The sequence below is a fragment of the Bacteroidales bacterium genome (genome assembly GCA_023229505.1).
In the GTDB taxonomy this organism is placed as follows: Bacteria; Bacteroidota; Bacteroidia; order Bacteroidales; family JAGOPY01; genus JAGOPY01.
This window is the reverse complement of record JALNZD010000020.1, coordinates 50,048-70,590: the sequence shown is the minus strand read 5'-3', so window position 1 is coordinate 70,590 and position 20,543 is coordinate 50,048. Positions and strand designations below refer to the sequence as shown.

Here is a 20,543-nt window from a genome sequence, read left to right as displayed (position 1 = left end):
CAACCATTCGGTTGCAAATAATCAGAATCCATAGTCGTAAAGTGCATAGAAGGTGGGTAATCCCCGGATTTAGTTCAACGTGGACTTCATGTTGGGCACTGCGTGCCACACGAAGTCCTATTTATTATGCCCAGTATTCTATTTTAATCATTTGTTCCAATAATCCTTTTAATATCTTCAAGGTTAAATATGTCAATTGGAGCTCTTATTCCTCTTTCATCTGTATCTAATAAATAATCTCCATGTCCTGCAATAATATATACTTTCTTGTAAATATACCTTTGGCCATCAAGATTTCGATCATATTTGACTGTAAGTCTCACTACCATCATTCTTTGGCCTGAAAAATCAGAATTATAGAAATCTAACATTTGCTTTAATGTATTATTGAAAGAGATATTAAAAGACTCTGTTTCAAATGCATTAATATTAGAAAATTCAACATTTGGGTGAGTCGAAATTGTGCCAAAGCTGATCAATGAAATGTTTTCATTTTTTTTCCTAATAGCGACAAAGTAATCTGTAAATATTTGAATATTAACTAATTTAGAGGGCGAGTAGTTCTTTATTTTAAGATTAAAATTTGCAATCTCACCTTCAACCTCATTTTCAGGAATAATTCTAATTATTGGTTCTTGAGATAACTCAATCTGCTTTGCTAATAATAAGCTATCTTTTTTGAACAATTGTTCGCCATTTTTAATATTCTCATTAAATTGTTTATTAGAATGACAAAAAGTCAATATCGCTAGAAACACACCTATAACAACTGAAATATTTGCAATTTTATCCCAATTCCAGTTTGATACTGTTTTCAGATAAAGTTTCATATTCATTAATTAAGAATATTGGGCATAACGCTCTGCGCAGCGCCCTGGCCTGGGTTTTAATTGCGCCATACGGGCGGGGGCGGTGCTCAGAGCAATAAAGTTACGAATAAATATTTCAAAACGACCCCGCCCACATGGTGCAACATTTTAAAGAACCCCGGGCTGGGCGCTGCGCGGTTGTTATAAGCCGTAATTTAATAATTCCTTAGAAAACAATATCTTAGTCAGCATTTAAAATAGGATATTTTCATTAAGCTAACTCAGTCCGTTCATTTTAAATTTTCCTTCATAATCAATCTCAAATGATCATGCATTATCATAAGCCCAAAAGGGAAAAAACTAATTAAAAACATTGATATAAAATAATCCCAAAATCTTGGTTCATTTTTCTTATCAAAAAACTTGAAGTTATTAGTAAGGTAGACAATAATATACATTAAACAAAAAAATGATATCAAGCCCGTAAGTATGCTAATTAATCCAAGGATTTGATCCATGGATTTTGATATGAAATAAATACTAGAAGAATAACTAAGTATCGCAATGATGTATAGGATAATTAATACTATTATAAAATTTTTAAATCTATAATCTTTATCATTTTTAGCAGAGAGTATGTGGAATCCCAAAGCGATTAGATAAATCCAAAAAAAATAACCTGCTAGAAATAAAGCAATGACAATTATTAGGCAGTATTTGATATTTTCAATAGGCAAGACCAATTTACAACCATAAAAAAGTATTAAAGAAACTGCAATAACACCTATTTCTAATAAAAGAATTATAAAAGGATTTGTGTATATTAACCGTTTCATAACTACCAATCTTAATAAAAATTATGGCTTATAACGCCCGCGCGCAAAGACCTGGCCCGGGTTTATTTGGCCGGCCAGGCGGGCGCATTAAATGTACAAATTTTCCTTGTTCCTTTTTCCATGTTCCTTAATACGCGCCCCGCCTGGACGGGCAAACTTTAATGTCCGGGCTGGACTTTGCGCTTCCGTTAGGCTTAGTACAATTTGATTACCGCCTTCGTTTGATATTTATTTCCTTGATTAATTCTAACATAATAAACACCAATGGGTAAATGCTCCAGAACTATACTTTGCTTATTATTCATTATCTTTTCTGAATATATTTTATTGCCTAAAATATTATATATAGTAACATTTGTAACCCCATATTCAAAATTTGCATTTTCAATAGTTATAACATTTTTGAAAGGATTAGGATAAACATCAAATTCATTGTTTGGTAGCTTTTCAATTCCAAGAATAATATTAATGAAACAATCATCATAGGATGGATTATTAAAATATTGAAATCCATTGGTGAATGAACATGTCAAATCACGTTTGTCGGGAATTTCCGAACTAAATAATTCAGGTTGATGTGGAAAAAGAGGTCCGTGAACACTACCAATTCCCTCAATCCAAATCTCATTCAAAAACTCGAAAGTAGTGTTTTCAAAAGGTTCATCGAAATAAAATCTTTTAAAGTAAACCCCATTTATCAAGATACTATCAATGTCAATGATAGCAACATTAGTTGAATTAAATCCAAAATCATAGAATACGCTATCGCCAACATTTAAATTAAAATTATAAAGTGTGTCAAGATTATTGTAAACATCTCTGAAAACTACAATGCCGTCTGAAGAATGGATAAATCCTTGAAAATGTAATTCTAAATAGAATAAAGTATCCCATGAAGAGTACATTTTTACCCAGATTTCATTGTTTATTAACGTGTCGCCAATGAATCCATAATGTGTTGATTTTGTTTGAACAAAGTACGGATCTTCAGGACTTGGATTTGGATAGATCCTTGCAGTATACCACTCAGAATCCACATTTACGAAATGGTCGACAGCTTGCGCAAATAAAGAGGCTGACAAGGCAGTGATAAAGAAGAAGAGAAAAATCTTTTTCATAATCAATTGTATTAAGCCTAACGCTCGCGCACAAAGGCCTGGCCCGGGTTGAATTTGGCCGGCCAGGCGGGCGCCTTAAATGTACAATTTTTCCTTGTTCCTTTTTCCATGTTCCTTAATACGCGCCTGCCTGGACGGGCAATTTGATGTCCGGGCTGGCCTTTGTGCGGATGTTATGTGCCGGTTATAATAAATCTTTCGCTCATTACTCACTTTGGTTCTTGGGTTTTATCACACATTCTAAATATATAATATTCAATAAGTTATGAAAATTAAAAGACAGGTAAAATTTGGAGAAAACCGCATTCGTAATTTCTAATTTATGCTATATAATTCTCTGTGAAATTTGAATTCCATATTAAGGGTATGTGATAATAAAATCACTATCATAAAGATAAGTTGAATCAACCTTGACTCTTTTTAAAAGTCCTCTATTAGTACCACTTATTGCCTGCCAACCAATGGCTTGAACAGTGTCATTATTAAAAATTAAAAAATATAAAAAATAGTCATCTTTGAAAATTACATCCCAGCAATCTCTAGTCCCATAATGATCTGAACTATTAGGATTAACAATAAGGTCAGAAGCAGCTGTCGAACCATTTATTGAATAAATTGAATCTGGAATAAAATGCCTCCAGTTAATTGTGATTGAGCTATTATTCTTTATTTCGATCAGATCATGACTATTTTCAGGACAATCGCCGTTTTTGCTACAAGTACTTGCACCTAATAATAAAAATATCAAAGTAGAAATCAGAACAAGAGCACTAGAAATAAGACCATTGAATGTTTTCATAAATAGTTTTTATTAGTATAATTGGCACATAACGTTCGCGCGCAAAGGCCTGGCCCGGATTATTTGGCCGGCCAGGCGGGCGCATTAAATGTACAAATTTTCCATATTTCTTTGACCCTTGTTCCATAATATGCGTCCCGCCTGGACGGGCAAAATTTTAATTCCGGGCTGGGCTTTGCGCACCCGTTAGCAATAGTTTGGATTTCAATCGTTCATAGAATTGATCAGGGTCTAAATTTGCACCGTAGCCCAAATAAATTACGGTTTCTTTCCTGTCTACCAATAATTTAGTGGCATTTAGCGCATTAAACTTCTTAGCTTCTGATTCATCAATTATATAAAACTGATCATATTTTGAATTTACTTCATATGCTTTTTTACTAAAACCTTCAGAATCGGCCGTATCAAATGGAGTCCTCACTAAAAGTGCAATTGTAAAAATATAAATTGAATCTCCTTTTAATTTTTCAAGTGTAATGGGAAGATCATTATCAAGTACTTCTAAGCCCCATCCGCAATGATTTCCTGTAGCATAAATAAAAGTTGTTTGTTTGATCAATTTATTTAATCTAACTTTCGTATTATTAATGTCATAGATAAATATTTTTGGAAGTTTTTTCCCAACTGTATTGAGTTGGATCTGATTCATCGCAAATTGGTGATATTCATTGGCCTGGTCCTGAGTAATTCCGTTTTTAGTATCAGGGAAATTCGCTTCATAATCGTATGGGATAATGGTATCACGGCTGGAGTTACAACTCACAAATACAATTAAGGCCAATAGCATGTAATATTTCCTCATTGTTCCAAGAACCAAATTATTGCTAACGTATGGCTAAATGTATTGCATATATTTACAATCTAGCGCTTCAAATATTGAATTTATAATGCTAAAACAGCATGGAATGTGTATTATCTTTAGTCCGTCTATTCTGGGCTTATTGTGTAATAACGAATACATCTTAAAATCGTTGGCTAAATGTAGTTGCAAAAACATCAATGATTTGTATTCCTCAAATATAAGCAAATTAAATATCTAAATTGTCAAGCGGACTCTTTATTTTGCCTAAACCCCGCTGCGTGATGTGAGTGTAAATCTCCGTCGTCTTGGCATTCTTATGCCCTAGTAATTCCTGGATATATCTCAGATCAACCCCATGCTCCAACAGGTGGGTCGCAAAACAATGCCTTAATGTATGAACTGTCACCTTCTTTTTTATCCTGGCTTTGGCGACAGCATTCTTAAGTATGTTCTGTATGCTCGATGCACTGTACTGCCCGCCGAATTGTCCTTCAAATAACCAATTAAATGGCTTATACTTTCGAAAATATTTTCTTAATAAAATCAAGACTTTTTCCGATAATATGCTGTACCTGTCTTTATTCCCCTTGCCACCCCTGATGATCACATACATCCGCTTTGAATCGATATCCGTTGGCTGTAAATTGATTAACTCACTCCGCCGCAAACCGGCAGAATAAATCAAAGAAAGAATCGCCTTATGCTTCAGATTATCCGTGTTGTTGAGTATCATCTGAACTTCCTCTTCACTCAATACATTCGGTAATTTCCGCTCCCTCCTGGGCCGTTGTATATGGTAACTCTTTACCAGCCTGCCCAAAACCTGCTCATAGTAAAATTTAATGGCATTGATCGACTGGTTCTGGTAAGAAATCGAAATGTCACGATGCTCGATCAGGTATAACAAATACTCCCTGATCTGCTCCTCGGTGATCTTTCCCTTCTATCTGGCCTTTTGTAATTTCGATGTTTTTCATTTTTCTTGATTATCTTAATTAAAAGGTTTTTCATCACATAATCCGGAAAAATGAAAAATATACCCGGCGGGAAGCAGTGAAATGGTGAAACGGTGGGGATCTACTGATTAATCAACTGCACCGTATGGCATGCCACAACCGCAGCCGTCTCTGTCCGTAAACGGCTTTCGCCTAAGGAAATAACCTGGTAACCACACTTTATCGCGGCTTCAACTTCGGCCGGGCTGAAATCACCTTCCGGACCGATAAGGATGACGGCATCAGCTCCTTTTTGATATAATTGCTTCAGTAGGGGAGCCCCGGAAGTAATATAAGCCATGTATTTATCTCCCGGGTGAGGGTTTTCCAGGAATTTGCCCAGGGGCTCAGGTTCATTTAATTTTGGATGATATGCCTTTAGCGATTGCTTCACGGCTGCGGTGATCACCTTCTCCAGCCGGTCGGTACGAAGCTGCCGGCGCTCTGAATGATCGCAGATCAATGGTGTGATTTCATCCACACCAATCTCTGTAGCCTTCTCGAGAAACCACTCGAAACGGTCGATGTTCTTGGTTGGCGCCACAGCTATATGCAAACGGTAATTCCGCCGGCCATAGCCATCCTGCCGGCTGATAACTTCAACGGTTACCTGCCTGCTACGAGCATCCATAATGCGGGCTTCAAAGAGGGTACCTTTTCCGTCAGTCAGATTGACGATGTCGCCTTCGCGCAGGCGCAGAACCATCCGGCAATGCCGTGATTCTTCCTCGTTCAGGGAATAAAGACCATCAGTAATATCAGGAGTATAAAAAAGATTCATTTTTAAGGGTTCACGCAAAGGTCGCAAATAAATGAAAAGAACGCAAAGACTGGTTCTATCTTTGCGTTCTTATTATCACTCAGCGTTCTATCAGTGAAAATATTATTCCAGGATTATTTTCCTTAAGTGAACTCTTTCCCCGCTGACCAATCGTACCATGTAAACACCTTTTGGTAAACCACTCATGTCAATCGTCCGCTGGTAAGCTTCATCGCTGTTGCTGAAAGCATCCTTCCTGACCGGTTGGCCCTGCGCATTGAAAATTTCCAATTCCATTTGCCCGTTAATTCCGGCAGCGTATAACGTGAAAAGCCCATGGCTTGGGTTAGGATAAACGGTGAAAGTTCCCAGGGCCGGTAAAATATCCACACCCCCGGTTGTATTGGTTACCGTGATATTATCCAGGTAAAGGTTATTTCCCAGGTTGTTATAGGCTTCAAACTTGATCTTCACATTGTAGTCGCCGGCCCATTCGCTGAGATCAAGGGTGAAGCAATCAGCACCCCAGCCTAAGCTGCACCAGTCCTCGTTAGCGATTGGGACAAACTCATAAGGTGTTGCAGAGGCGGTTTCAAAACAGCCATTGCCATCGGGACCATTGGCCCAAATGCGGGTCCAGTTTTCTTCGCAACCGCTCGAAATATAAATGATCAGTGAATCTTTTTGATTGAAGCGCTGGGCATATGCATGGTCAAAGGTCAGGTATACATTTCCGAACTGGCTGAAATTGAGATAAGGGCTTACCAGTCCATCACGTTCAGTCATTTTGAAATAACCGTAAAACTTCATCCTTGCAGCATGATTGCCGGTTTCTTCGATCAGGTAATCGGTCCAGGTGTAGCCAAAATCAGGATTGACCACTGTCCAGTTCCTGTCTTCCAGGGAGCCCGTTTCAAAGTCCTCTTCAAAAGGCAGGTTAAAGCCCCCGGATTGGATATAATCGGTGCGGGTAAGGGTCCCCTGGCCGTTATTGTTGGTTACAGTTAGCGTTACGGTATACATCGCGGTCTGCCTGAATTCAACGATAGGGTTTTGTGAATTTTCGCTTGTTCCTTCCTTGAAATCGACAGAAGCCGGTGAGAATGACCACTCCCAGGCATTAGGACAATATTGCGACAGATCGGTGAAATGGACGATGCCATTGGTGCAAATACTTGTCAGATCGGTGCTGAAATCCACCAGTGGCAGAATCGTATCACTGACCGTGATGTAATTAAAATAGACCACCGAATCGCTCCCTGCTTCGTTCATGGCAACCAGCTTGACCTGGAATGTCCCTGTCGATTCATAAGTGATTCCGGAAGGATTTCTTTCACCTGAAGTCGAAGGATTCGCCCCGTCAAATTCCCAATCCCAGGAAGTAGGAACGCCCGAAGAAAGATCAGTAAAGTCAATGCCACAGCCGGCGGGGATAGTCGTTTCACTGGCTGAAAAGGCAGCAACAGGAGTGGTATGAAATACATCGGATTCCCATAATCCGCGGCCATAAGTGCCGGCACGAATAATATCACCTGAAGGATCGACGGCATCGCAATAGATTTCAATCTCTGTGACGGAAGCATCAGGGGGGAGTCCGGCGGAGAACATAATCCAGTCGTTCATAAACTCATCCCGGTAAAAGACCCCGATATCGGAACTTATATAAAGTCCGCCATGGCTGTTTTTATAAGTAGCGATGCTCGTGTACGCTACATCAGGCAGTGTTCCGGAAATATCTTCCCAGCTTTGTCCGCGGTCAGTTGATTTGTAAATTCTATTGTTCAGGGAAATGTAAACAATGTCCGGGATGAATGGATCGCATTCCACGTCATTGATCCCGGCAATTTCCGGCAACATGTAAGTCAGATTAATCCAGGAAGGGCTTGCAGCTTTGCAGTCATCGGTACGAAAAAGCTTGTTATCATAACGGGCAGCAAATAAAATGTCAGTATTGGCTGGGGATTGTTCCAGCGCCCTCATATCCTGATCATTGATACCAGCAAGCCCGTCAGATATTTTCTGCCATATGATCTGGTTTGATGGTGATTTGATATTGGTAGAGCGCCAGATGTTTTTATAGCCGACGAACATGATGTTCGGGTTCTTTTCATCCAGGAGGAAAGGAGTAATCCATGCACCGGATTCATTGATGCCGTTAAACCCGTTTTCTGCGACGGTTCCGTTGTTTATATTCTGGAAAAAGCGGGCTATATAGCCAAAATAGATAGTAGCGTAGCTGTAATTGGCATCGACCTGGTCTACTGCACATTCCATGCCATCACCACCAAGGATATTCTGCCAGTAGTCACCCATATAAGTTGAAGACCCGTTGTCCTGGTAACCATTCACCGTTTTATTCCTTACTGTGGCGCTTTGCCCGATCTTGTAAACCTGGCCGATGGGCAATCCATTGGTTATCTCGACCCAGCTGGCGCCCTGGTTAGTAGTATAATAAACCCCACCGTCGTTGCCGGCATAAAGTCTGTTATTCAAAGGATTGTATTCAAGAACATGAAGGTCGGCATGTACGGAAGTTACTCCGCAATCGCCCCACCAATGGGAACTGATATTCCAGGTAGTACCGCCGCTGGCAGATTTGAAGCAATTAACCCCACCGGCGAAAATGACATCGGAATCAGTCGGATCTGCAGCAATATCGAGGTCGTACCAGGCCTGTCCGCCATCACCGCCGTTGCAGCCCCAGCTCATGATGTTCGGGGATGTGGAGCGTACTGAAAAATTCTGGCCGGAGTCGGTCGAACGGTACAAACCTTTGAAGGAATCGCCATTCGTGAGGATCACATAAACATAAGAAGGATTGTCAGGTGAAACGGCGATTGCAGCCCGTGAGCTTCCCGGAAGCCCGCTGGTTACCTGGGAAAAAGAAAGTCCGCCATTAGTGGAACGGTAAAAGTTGCCATTACCGGCAGCATACACAATACCTGGATCACTTGGTTTGAAAACGACATCCTTGAAATCGCCGTTCTCGATATGTGTCCACGTGCCGCCGCCATTTGTAGACCGGTAAAGCCCACCATTTGTGGCAGCAAAAATAATCAGATGATTGGAAGGGTGCATGAGCAATCTGCCGACAATCCGGTTACCAATTCCGCTGTTCCATGCTTCCCAGGTTTCTCCACCATCGGTAGACCGGTAAACACCAATCCCATTTGCATCGCCGGCATCCCGGTCGCCTGTGCCGATATACATTACTGATGGATTGGTATGATCAATAAGAATAGCTGAAACGCCGAGCGAAGGTAGATCCTGCGTAGAGGATATCCAGTTATTGCCACCTGTCGTCGTTTTCCAAAGACCGCCTGAAGGAGATCCGACCCAGATAATATCCGGGTCGACAGGGTCGAAGGCGATGGCGTTGAGCCTTCCCAGGCCTTTGTAGCCTTTTCCGTCGGGAATAACGAAAGGGCCCAGATTAGTCCAATCTCCAGCCAGGGAGCGGGCCCCCTGATGGGAAGAAAGATATTGCTCATATGCCTTTATAACATGATCCTCAGGCCGGCGGGTACCATCGGGGTATATCCGCCCCTCGAGCATCCTGTATTCCCATCTTTTAAATGGTTTCCAGCCTTTGACCTTGGTCATGTCACGATTTTCAAAATAAATGTTGAAGGCTTTCTGTACATGGAAAAAATTTTCCGTAGGATCGGCCATCATTTCGATCCAGTAAGGATAATCTGCTGTGTCAGGCGCGGCTGCTGAAGTGGATTGCGCCAATGAAGTAAAAGTCATAGTAGACCAAAGCAGTGTAATGAGTAAAAATCTTCTTATCTTCATTATTATATATCTTAATATCAAGAAATTACTATTTTACAAAGATATAAAAATTTCAGGAAATTTCACCAGAATTTATTTCAACATCCTGTGGAAATTTCTTTTCGTATTTTTTGAGGACAAATAATATCACCCGGTAAGTAAGAAAAATAGACACTGGCAGGGCAAGGAGCCATAGTATTTGGACTGTATGCATGTTGGTTAGTGGTTTGAAATTTGAAATTTGAAATTTGGAACTTTGAACTAATATTTATGTGTTTCTTCTTCCATTTCTTTTTTGTCGATCTTCTTTTTATTAATTGCCTTCCACGCATACCAAATGTAAGCGAAGACGAACGGCACCAGCAATGAAACATAGCTCATGGCTGCCAGGGTATATTTGCTGGAAGATGCATTTTCGATCGTAAGGGAACTTTGCAGGTCATAGATCGAAGGGTAAAAAGCCGTATGGTTGAACCCTGCAGTCAGAAAAAGGGCGAAAACGGTCAGGATAGCTCCAGGCCCGACAAACCAGATGGCTTTAGTGTGAAAAGTGTCATATGACTTCCAGGTTTTATAGAGCCCGGCCACGACCAATGCTACGCCGGCCAGCAACAGGATCAAAACAACCGGCATCTGTATGAGGTTGTGCAAGTATTTGAACGGTTCCATGAAAACTTCACCTGTATCCGGGTTGTAAGCAAATCCCTTGCGAACAAGGATATTGACAAGGAAAAACAGGAAGAATAAGAGGAATGGCAAGGCATCGCGGAATAAAAGATGAAAAGCACGTTTATGAAGTATGGCATCATCGATGGTATTCACCAGGTAGAGATTTCCCAGCACCCTGGACAGGAAAAAGACAGCAAGGCCGAGTGACAGGTTTATGAAAGCAGTGTACTTTGAAAAACCGAAAGCCAGCTCAAGTCCATGAAAGGGGGTTTTCCATTCGGAAAAATTCATATCGTTTACAAAGAAGGACGACCCGGTAAAGAACGTAGCGACTGCAGTCCCGACCAGGATTGTACCTACTGCGCCGTTCAGGTAAAGGAAAGTCTCAAAGGTCCTTTGCCCGAGGAAATTCCGGGGCTTTGTGCGGAATTCATAAGCGATGGCCTGTATCACAAAAGCGATCAGGATCAGCATCCAGACCCAGTAGGCCCCACCAAAACTGGTGGCGTAAAACAGTGGGAAGGAGGCAAAAAAAGCTCCGCCGAAAGTGACCAGCGTAGTGAAGGTGAACTCCCATTTGCGGCCTAATGCATTCACGATCATTGTACGTTCGGTTTCGGTACGGCCTAATTTGTAAATCAGCGTCTGCCCTCCCTGAACAAAGAAGAGGAAAACCAACACTGAGCCCAGCAGGGAGATGATGATCCACCAGTATTGCTGTAAAGCCAAATATGACAGATTTTCAAACATATCAGTGACCTCCTTCGTTTTTAGGGCCTTTTTTTATCTGCTCAGTCATGATCCTGACTTCGGCAATAAGCAAAGCGGTGAACAGAACAGCAAAAAGCCAGAAAGTGATTTGCACTGATGTGCTGTCGATTCGGGAGACTGCAGCGATGGTCGGCATCAGGTCCTGGATGACCCAGGGTTGCCTGCCGAATTCTGCAAGCATCCAACCGGCCATGGAGGCAATGTAAGCGAGAGGTATAGTGAATAATGCTACAAACAGGATCCATCGTTTCTGATGTATCGTACCTTTAAATAACAAAATGAAGACCAGCAGGAACAGAATCATGAAGTGCACGCCCAGTATGACCATAACATGAAATGAATAGAAGGATACCGGCACACTGGGGATGATATCTTTAGGATCGTCATAATATCCATAACCGAAATACCTGAAATAGTTGTCAATAAATGCAGGATCATCGAATTTCGCTCTCAGGGCATTTGATAGTGCCTTATCATTATCTGCAACGGCCTTTTTATAATCCTTTAGCGTTTGTATCGCCATTTTCCCCCTTTTTATCTTTTCTGCATAAGAAATGAGGCCTTCCTGCTCATTCCCCTGTATCAGGTCTTTAATGCCCGGCACGAAAGCGTGCGGATCAAGGAAAGCCATATATGACAGCATGTTTGGAATTTCTATCTTGACCAGGAATTCCTCCTGGTCCGGATTGCCCGGGCTTCCAGGTTTTGCAAAAAGCCCTATAGCAACCAATGGCGCGTTTCTTCGTCCATCGTACAGTCCTTCCATAGCAGCGAACTTCATCGGCTGCACCCTGGCCATTTCCCTTGCAGACCCGTCCCCGGTCAGGATCAGGAAAGATCCTGACACCAGGCCGAATACGGAAGCCACGAGCATGCTTCTTTTTGCGAAAAGCATTTCACGTTTGTGGAGCATGAACCATGCACTGATCCCGATGACGAAAACGGCGGCCAGCACGAAGCCGGAAGTGACAGTATGCAGGAATTTGTTGATCGCAGTAGGGGAGAATAGGACTTCCCAGAAATTCACCATTTCGTTTCGTGCAGTATCGGGGTTGAATTGCATCCCGACCGGGTTCTGCATCCAGGCGTTAGCTACCAGGATCCACAGGGCCGAAAGGCTGGCACCGACTGCCACAAGCCAGGTGGAAGCCAGGTGGAACCTCTTGCTCACCTTATTCCACCCAAAAAACATCACGGCGACAAATGTGGATTCGAGGAAGAAAGCCATAATGCCTTCCACGGCCAGCGGAGCGCCGAAGATATCGCCCACGAACCAGGAATAGTTTGACCAATTGGTGCCAAATTCGAACTCGAGTATGATCCCCGTGGCAATCCCAATTGCAAAATTTATCCCGAACAGTGTCATCCAGAATTTGGTCACCTTTTTCCAGTGCGGGTCGCCGGTCCTGGCATAGATCGATTCCATGATAGCCATTATAAAAGACAAACCGAGCGTCAGCGGAACGAACAGCCAGTGATACATGGCAGTCAGGGCAAATTGCGCACGTGACCAGTCAACCAGTGAATAATCAATACTATCAATCATTCAAATTACGTTTGGTGAGTTCATCAACAACGTATTCGCTCTTTTCCCGGTCGGAGCCGAAACGACTGTCAAGGAAATCCTGAAAGAAGAAAACCCTGAGAATGGCAAACATAATGAAAATCTTGATCAGGATGATGATCCAGAGTTTCCTGCCCCATGTCATGGAATGGAAACCATCATAATAAAAGAAGAATATCTTTTTAAATACCCTCATGACACTTACAAAAATAAGTATAAAATATCAGGGATGTAAAAGATTCAATTCATATCGAAACCGAAATCAGGCGATGAATGGTATGGATGCAACGAGGTTAAATAAACCTGTCGAGGGAAAGAAAGATGATTACTGCCAGCACGAAATAATTGATCTTCATAAAATACCGGATCGGGTTGAAGGGGAGGTCACGTATAGAAAGCAGCCTGGTAAACTGCCCGACAAGCCAGATAGAGGAGATCAGCAATCCACCCATTACCACCCATGAATCCACCACATCGAATACGGGAAGCATCATTGCTGACACGGCAGTGGCCAGAATCCAGATAAAGGTGATATGCTTGATCTGCCTGGATGTATAAAGCTGTGTAATAGAAGGAAAGCCTGCTTTGACATATTCATCGCCATATTTGAGCATTAGAAGCCAAAAATGAGGTACCTGCCAGATGAAAAAGAAAAATGCCATAAAGATTGCCCTGGGGTCGCCAAGATGTCCTCTTGCTGCAACCCAGCCAACGAGTGGCGGTATCGAGCCAATGACAGCTCCGGGAACAACGGCAAAGGCGGTCTTTTTTTTCAGGGGGGTATAGATGGCATTATACCAGATGAGCGCGATAAGACCCAACTGCATGCCGAGCATGCCACTACCCAGGTAAAGGAGCACCGAGCCTGAGGCAGAGAGCAGGAAGGCAAAGACCAGCGCACCAGCCGGTGAAATTCTTCCGGACGGGATTGGACGGTTGCGGGTCCGTTCCATCTTCGCATCCTGGTCACGTTCCTGGAAATGATTGATTGCTGAAGATCCGCAGGCCAGCAGGAAAATCCCGAGTGTTGGCAGGATCAGTCCAATATCAAAAGAACCCCCGGCCAAAAGGTATCCCGTAATGGTCGTTAATGCAACCGCGAAGGTTATTTTCACCTTCGACAATTCAAGGAAAACCGTAAGATTTTCGATTTTCGATTTTCGATTTTCGATTTCTGATTTCAATTTCTGACTTCTGTATTCTGTATTCTGCTTACAACCCCTTCATATAATCAATAATCTTCTGAATATCTTCTTCAGATAGCTGTTGCTGATAGGAGATCATCAGGCCGGGGTTGAATCCTTTGACTACCTGAGCATTTGGTTCATAAATGGAACGTTTTATATAGGCTTCATCCACGGTGATTTCTTTTTCAATCCCATCAGCGATAATTATTTCCTTTCTTCCAAACAATCCTTTAAATGAAGGACCGATAATTTTGCTTCCATCCTGTGAATGGCAGGTAACACAGGCATTTTGCTTCATAAGCGTTAGCCCGGGGTGCTCACCGGCAGGGATATCTGAAGACGCTAACCAGGAGTTGTATTCAGCTTCGGGCAGCACCCTTACTTTGCTGAGCATATATGAATGCCGGTCACCGCAAAACTCCGCACAAAAAATATCATATTCACCCTCCTCCTGGGCGGTGAACCACAAATAATTATTCTTTCCCGGGACAACATCTTCCTTGATGCGGAACGCCGGGATATAAAGACTATGGATGACATCGCGGGAGGACAGATTGAGTTTCACCGGCTTATTGAGCGGCACAACCAGTTCTGCAGAATTTTTCCCGTTTTCATATTCGAACATCCAGCTCCACATCTGACCGATGGCCTTGACCGGTATGGCACCTTCCGGCACGTTGCGCATCGGACGGAATCCGAGCCATCCAAAGTAGAACATGATCAGTACCAAAATCAACGGAATTACGGTCCAGACGATCTCGAGGGTGTTATTTCCTTCGATATTGGTGGCCTTTGGATTTCTCTTCCTGCTGTAACGTATAACGAAATAAATCATCACTGCAGTGATGCTTACCAGGAAAAATACAGAAACCCCCAGTATGATGATGAAGGTAAGATCTACACCCTGAACAAAATTTGAGGCACCAGACATTTTTTTGTTTTTACTTATTTATTAAAATTTCAAATTCCAGAATCAAGGTTCGATTGTTCGACTGTTTCACTATTCACTATCTCTATGGCCTTATCATGTAATCCACCAGTGTCAGCACAGCGAACACAATAAACAACAGCAGGACGATCCCGATCATGGCCCGGAAGATCTTAGGATCATGCTTTAGGTGCATGAAATTCAAGGCTACCACAATGGCTTTTGTCGATGCAATGGCCAGGGCTGTCAGAACCGTCAGTGTGTAAAGATCAGCGCCAAATACGGAAACCGTAACTGTCATGATGGTTAACAGGACCAAACCGAGAAAAGTGCTCGCATGGTCCTTGTAACTTGTAATATGCACTTCGTGTGCGTGGCTTGATGGTTTATCTTGATGGTTCATATACTATTTATTCCAAATTTTAAATTTTAAAATCACTGTTTCACCGTTCCACTGTTCCACTATTCCACTATTTCTGTCTTCTTCTCAATGAATAAGGTAAAACAACGGAAACAAATAAATCCAGATCAAATCGACAAGGTGCCAGTAAAGGCCTGCGTTTTCCAGGAGCATGTATTTATCCTGCCTGACTTTTTGCTTCTGAATGGACTTTATAACATAGAGTAGGAAGATAGCTCCAATAATGACGTGCAGAGCATGGAGACCGGTCATGAAGAAATACAGGAAAAAAAATAATCTTTCCCCGTTTGCTAATTCCCCGTAATGCGCCATCCCCGGGAACAATCCATGTTCAAACTTGGCGGACCATTCGAAAAATTTAATTACCAAAAAGATGCCTGCCGAAAGAATAGTCAACCAAATAAGCCTTTTTGACAACTGAGCGTTTCCTTTCTGCATGGCCGTGATCGACATAGCTACGGTCATACTGCTGGTCAGCAGGACGATCGTATTCACCGCTCCGAATAATACTTGCAGATTGAGGGAAGCTTCAAGGAAATCATCGTGATAGACGAACCGGTAGATCATATATACCAGGAAGAGGCCGCCGAAAAGCAACAATTCCGTAAAAAGGAAGAGCCACATCCCCATCTTGGAGGACATATCATCGCGGTTGTGCCCGGAATTCGGCAATACGAAGGTTGTTTCCATACTAAATTTTGAAAATAGTTTTATTTAAAATCGTAAGGACCGTGTTCCGATAATTCAGGAGCTTTGTCGAAGTTCTGCAGCGGTGGTGGAGATTTTGTTTGCCATTCAAGTGTAACACCTCCCCACGGATTACGGCCGGCTATTGCGCCCTTACGATAGCCGTTAATCAGGTTGACGATCATGATGATCAACCCGATGAACAGGATCCAGGAACCAACTGTAGAGATTACATTCAATGGTTGAAATTCAGGTAAATAGTCATAATACCGGCGAGGCATCCCCATTATCCCTAAAATAAGCATAGGGAAATACAGCGTGTTAAAACCGATAAAAAGGAGTGTGAAGGCAATATTTGCCCATCGCACGTTATACATTCTGCCCCATATTTTTGGGAACCAATAATGAATACCTCCGAAAAAGGCAAAGCCCGCACCTCCGAACATGACGTAATGGAAGTGACCGACAACAAAATGAGTATCATGCAAATGTATATCGGTTGCCAGTGCACCAACGACCAATCCGGTAAGACCACCTATAAGGAATTGGAAAATGAATGCCATGGCATAAAGCATCGGGGGTTGAAGGTCGATGGACCCTTTATACATGGTCGCTACCCAGTTGAATACTTTTACGGCCGACGGAATGGCCACCAGGAAAGTGAGAATGGAAAAGATAATGCGTGCAGGGCCGCTCATGCCGGAAGTGAACATGTGGTGTCCCCATACGAAATAACCAACGAAAGCGATGGCCAGGCTGGAAAAGGCGATGGCTTTATAACCAAAAATAGTTCTGTGTGAAAAGGTGGGAATAATCTCTGAGATAATACCCATGGCGGGCAGCGCCATGATATAAACCGCAGGATGGGAATAGATCCAGAAAAGGTGCTGGTAAAGAATGGGGTCACCACCTATGCTGGGATCAAAAAGACCTACGCCGAAAACCCGCTCAACAAAGATCATTAACAGGGTGATGCCAATTATCGGTGTTGCAAGGACCTGTATCCAGGCTGTCGCATATAATGCCCAGGCAAATAAGGGCATTTGGAAGAAGGACATGCCCGGGTAACGGAGCCTGTGGATGGTAACGATAAAATTAAGGCCAGTCAAAATAGAAGAAAAGCCAAGAATGAAAGCTGCAAGCACCGCGATGGAAACGTTCGTGCCTGTTTTGACACTGTAAGGCGCATAAAAAGTCCAACCTGTATCTGGCGGGCCATCTCCTACAACGAGCGTCAGTAAAGCCAGGATACCTCCAAGGATATACAAATACCATGAAAGCAGGTTAACCCTGGGGAAGGATACATCATCTGTCCCTAACATAATCGGAAGGAAGAAATTACCGAAAATCGCCGGTATGACAGGAATAATGAAAAGGAAGATCATGATCACCCCATGCAATGTGAATAGCTGGTTGTAAGTATGCGGCTCCACAATGGTTTTGCCCGGGGCAATAAGTTCAAGCCGCAAAAGTAATCCCAGGACAACCCCAACCAGGAAAAAGGTACTAATGGAATAGAAGTACAACAGGGCAATCCTTTTATGGTCAAGTGTAAAAATCCACGACCGGATACCTTTGGCAACCTGATAAAACGACAGATCAGGACTGGAAGTTAAAGTTGACATATCATCAGTTTTCAATAGAGGGTTTCTTATTCTTTTTGCTTTTCAACACCAATGAGACAAAAAAACCGAGGACCATCAGCATAATAATACTGCCGGAAACCTTGGTGATATTAAAAACATACTTCTTGCCTTGTGCATCATAGCTGAAGCAAAACTTCAGCATTTTATTGATGGTAGGGCCCGATTTTCCATGAGAGGCTTCAACGACCGCCATTTTGAGGTCAAATGGAAGAAAATAGGTTCCATGAAGATAACGGGTAATTTTTCCATCCGGACTAAGAACGATGATCGCTGCCGGGTGTATCCATTCCTTTCCTTCTCTTTTAACCTTGTATCCTAAGCTATTAAGCAGTTTGCTGATATTTGTGCTATCGCCGGTATGAAAGATCCATCCATGCTCCATATCGCTGTTGTTTTTAACCAGTTTGGCATAATTTTCCTTTTTCTCTTTGCCAAGTCTCGTTTTTTCATCCGGATTAAAGCTGATAGTGAAAACCTGGTAATCTTTTCCAAGTTCGATGGAGGCTTTTGAGATAACATCGGCAACCCCTTCCAGCAGCGGGCTACACAGGCCGGGACATTCGTAGTAAACCGGCACAATTACCGTTGGTTTGTCTATCTGCTTGAGAAGGTTTACGGTATCATATTTATCAGTTACAAATACCAGGTCATTCGGAATATATTCGTCCAAATGCTCATAAATTCCTAATTCCTCTTGCGCCTTTATAATGAACGGTGCAAGAAGAGATAGAAAAATAATGACAAGTAAAAAGTTGATTTTCAACATATGATTTGGTTTTTTTTAGGCTAAGAAATCGGGTGCAAATTTAGAATAAATCTAAATAGGTTGCAAATAATTGAATGAAAAATCAAAATATTCTTTATATTAACACCTCCCGTCAGGGAGGTATGAAAGTAGACCCGGATGAAATCCGGGGAAAAAGGAGCGGTGTCAATTAAAAAGTCCCTTCGGGACGAATGAAACGATATTTAAACGAGATGACATCTCCATATTTCGGCCGTCCCCAAAGGGACTTGAAATTAATGGCCATCATATCAATCCCCGGACGGGTGTCCGGGGCTATTTTCAGTCGTCCCTGGCGGGACAAATCTTGTGGAACAAATCGAATATCACCTGATCGTTCGATCGCTCGTTCGTCCGATAAAATAATCCGCCCAATCCTCGCGGGACTACTCCTTAATTAATCCTCTTCCTCTTTCCAGCCCATTCTTTTTCACGTAAAATATACTTCTGGATCTTACCGGTAGAGGTCTTTGGCAATTCTCCAAACTCAACGGCAACAGGGCATTTGAAATGTGCAGCATGTTCCCTGCAGAAGCTGATGATCTCTTCTTCTGTAGCCCTGGCATCTCTTTTTAAAGTCACGAAAGCTTTCGGACGTTCTCCCCATTTCTCATCCGGGATAGCTACGACGGCGCATTCCAGCACGGCAGGGTGCCTGACCACCAGTTGCTCGATCTCAATAGTAGAAATATTTTCGCCCCCTGAAATAATAATATCTTTCAGCCTGTCACGCAACTCGATGTAACCATCAGGATGCCAGACTGCCAGGTCGCCGGAATGGAACCAGCCCCCGAGAAATGCCCTGGCAGTCGCCTCCGGCTGAAGATAATATTCCTTCATTACATTATTCCCCCGCATGATCACTTCCCCTAAGGTCTTGCCATCTTTTTGGATATCTTCCAGGTTCTCATCCACCACCCTTACCATATCAGCCGTCAGGTAAGCCTGTCCCTGCCTTGCCCTGTATAAGGACTGCTCTTCGACAGGCAGCTTATCCCACTCCGGGTGCCATTCGCAAACAGTAATCGGGCCGTATGTTTCAGTTAATCCATAGACGTGAACCGGTTTGAAATTATAGGATTTGATCATTTCCAGCAGGGTAGGGGAAGGCGGGGCGCCGGCAATGGTGACGGTCACGGGATGGAGAACAGGTTCCGCTTTCGGATGGTTCAGCAAGTTGATCTGTAGCGTCGGGGCGCCGTTGAAATGGGTGACATTTTCATTTTTTATCAGGTCCCAGATCATTCCCGGATCGGTTTTACGAAGGCAGACATGAGTGCCTCCAACGGCCGTGACAGCCCAGGTAAAACACCATCCATTACAATGAAACATAGGTAATGTCCAGAGATATACGCTTTCAGGACATAGCCTGGTTTCAATGGCTTCACCCAATGAATTAAGATAGGCGCCCCGATGGGTGTAAATCACCCCTTTTGGCCGGCCGGTCGTGCCGGAAGTGTAATTAAGCGAGATTGGTTCTTCTTCATCTTCAAGCATACTGTCAACTGGTTCTGGCGTACCTTCTGAAAGGAATGCTTCATAAGGATCTTCCTGCAACCCTGTATCATTAACTTCAATAATTCTTAACCCTGAAAGATCGAGCGAATCAACAACCGGTTTCAACTCACTATCTGCAAATAAAAACCTTGAGCCTGAATGCTGTATGATATAACCGATTTCTTCTGCATTCAGGCGGGTATTGATCGGTACCAGGATACCCCCGGCGGTCGGGACTGCAAAATGGGCTTCAAGCAGAGCAGGGATGTTCGGGCATAAAAAAGCGACCCGGTCATGCTTTTTTAGCCCACATTTTTTAAGTTGCGAAGAAAACCGGTTGACCCGTTCTTCAAATTCATGATAGGTGTAACGCCTCTCATTATGGATAATGGCAATTTTCTCAGGATAAACATTAGCTGAACGGCGCAGAAAGCTGATGGGCGTCAGTTCAGTCCTGTAAACTTTCTGATGATGTTCAGCAAACATGGTTCAAGGG

The 20,543-nt window shown here is 42.8% G+C and carries 18 protein-coding genes; all 18 read right to left on the bottom strand.

The features are described from left to right. Positions 1-143: 143 nt before the first annotated feature. The 18 genes from M0Q51_08950 to M0Q51_08865 all read right to left on the bottom strand — a co-directional run bounded on the left by M0Q51_08950 (position 144) and on the right by M0Q51_08865 (position 20,533). Positions 144-830 (bottom strand): hypothetical protein, encoded by a 687-nt coding sequence (locus tag M0Q51_08950; GenBank protein ID MCK9400103.1) that lies wholly within the window; start codon positions 828-830, stop codon positions 144-146. A 269-nt stretch (positions 831-1,099) separates the two neighbouring features. Further along, the gene (locus tag M0Q51_08945) at positions 1,100-1,645 is read right to left on the bottom strand and encodes a hypothetical protein (protein ID MCK9400102.1); all 546 of its coding nucleotides are present in this window, start codon (positions 1,643-1,645) and stop codon (positions 1,100-1,102) included. Between the two features lie 194 nt (positions 1,646-1,839). After that, the gene (locus M0Q51_08940) at positions 1,840-2,763 is read right to left on the bottom strand and encodes a T9SS type A sorting domain-containing protein (GenBank protein MCK9400101.1); all 924 of its coding nucleotides are present in this window, start codon (positions 2,761-2,763) and stop codon (positions 1,840-1,842) included. Between the two features lie 358 nt (positions 2,764-3,121). Beyond that, a complete protein-coding gene (locus M0Q51_08935; protein MCK9400100.1) occupies positions 3,122-3,562 on the bottom strand; it encodes a hypothetical protein in 441 nt (146 codons plus the stop codon). A 157-nt stretch (positions 3,563-3,719) separates the two neighbouring features. Beyond that, positions 3,720-4,343, bottom strand: coding sequence for a hypothetical protein (locus tag M0Q51_08930; protein ID MCK9400099.1), 624 nt, complete (start codon positions 4,341-4,343; stop codon positions 3,720-3,722). 247 nt (positions 4,344-4,590) lie between these two features. Then, positions 4,591-5,271 carry a tyrosine-type recombinase/integrase gene (locus M0Q51_08925; GenBank protein ID MCK9400098.1) on the bottom strand — a complete coding sequence of 227 codons (681 nt, stop codon included), beginning with the start codon at positions 5,269-5,271 and terminating at the stop codon, positions 4,591-4,593. Between the two features lie 170 nt (positions 5,272-5,441). After that, positions 5,442-6,140 (bottom strand): 16S rRNA (uracil(1498)-N(3))-methyltransferase, encoded by a 699-nt coding sequence (locus M0Q51_08920; protein ID MCK9400097.1) that lies wholly within the window; start codon positions 6,138-6,140, stop codon positions 5,442-5,444. Positions 6,141-6,242: 102 nt separating this feature from the next. Next, entirely contained in the window at positions 6,243-9,914 is a 3,672-nt protein-coding gene (locus M0Q51_08915; protein MCK9400096.1) for a T9SS type A sorting domain-containing protein, read from the bottom strand. 240 nt (positions 9,915-10,154) lie between these two features. Beyond that, positions 10,155-11,312, bottom strand: coding sequence for a cytochrome d ubiquinol oxidase subunit II (locus M0Q51_08910; GenBank protein MCK9400095.1), 1,158 nt, complete (start codon positions 11,310-11,312; stop codon positions 10,155-10,157). Position 11,313: 1 nt separating this feature from the next. Further along, positions 11,314-12,879 (bottom strand): cytochrome ubiquinol oxidase subunit I, encoded by a 1,566-nt coding sequence (locus M0Q51_08905; GenBank protein ID MCK9400094.1) that lies wholly within the window; start codon positions 12,877-12,879, stop codon positions 11,314-11,316. Further along, positions 12,872-13,093, bottom strand: a complete 222-nt coding sequence (locus tag M0Q51_08900) for a DUF4492 domain-containing protein (protein MCK9400093.1) — start codon at positions 13,091-13,093, stop codon at positions 12,872-12,874. Before M0Q51_08900 ends, M0Q51_08905 begins: the two co-directional genes overlap by 8 nt. Before the next feature lie 97 nt (positions 13,094-13,190). Then, the gene (gene cyoE / locus M0Q51_08895) at positions 13,191-14,081 is read right to left on the bottom strand and encodes a heme o synthase (GenBank protein MCK9400092.1); all 891 of its coding nucleotides are present in this window, start codon (positions 14,079-14,081) and stop codon (positions 13,191-13,193) included. Positions 14,082-14,109: 28 nt separating this feature from the next. Beyond that, the gene (gene coxB, locus M0Q51_08890) at positions 14,110-15,015 is read right to left on the bottom strand and encodes a cytochrome c oxidase subunit II (GenBank protein MCK9400091.1); all 906 of its coding nucleotides are present in this window, start codon (positions 15,013-15,015) and stop codon (positions 14,110-14,112) included. Between the two features lie 82 nt (positions 15,016-15,097). Beyond that, entirely contained in the window at positions 15,098-15,415 is a 318-nt protein-coding gene (locus tag M0Q51_08885) for a cytochrome C oxidase subunit IV family protein (GenBank protein MCK9400090.1), read from the bottom strand. Between the two features lie 84 nt (positions 15,416-15,499). Continuing rightward, entirely contained in the window at positions 15,500-16,123 is a 624-nt protein-coding gene (locus M0Q51_08880; GenBank protein ID MCK9400089.1) for a cytochrome c oxidase subunit 3, read from the bottom strand. A gap of 20 nt (positions 16,124-16,143) precedes the next feature. Then, on the bottom strand, positions 16,144-17,745 hold the full coding sequence (gene ctaD, locus M0Q51_08875; protein MCK9400088.1) for a cytochrome c oxidase subunit I: 1,602 nt from the start codon (positions 17,743-17,745) through the stop codon (positions 16,144-16,146). Positions 17,746-17,749: 4 nt separating this feature from the next. Then, on the bottom strand, positions 17,750-18,532 hold the full coding sequence (locus M0Q51_08870; GenBank protein MCK9400087.1) for an SCO family protein: 783 nt from the start codon (positions 18,530-18,532) through the stop codon (positions 17,750-17,752). Between the two features lie 411 nt (positions 18,533-18,943). After that, positions 18,944-20,533, bottom strand: a complete 1,590-nt coding sequence (locus M0Q51_08865) for an acyl--CoA ligase family protein (protein ID MCK9400086.1) — start codon at positions 20,531-20,533, stop codon at positions 18,944-18,946. Positions 20,534-20,543: the final 10 nt, after the last annotated feature.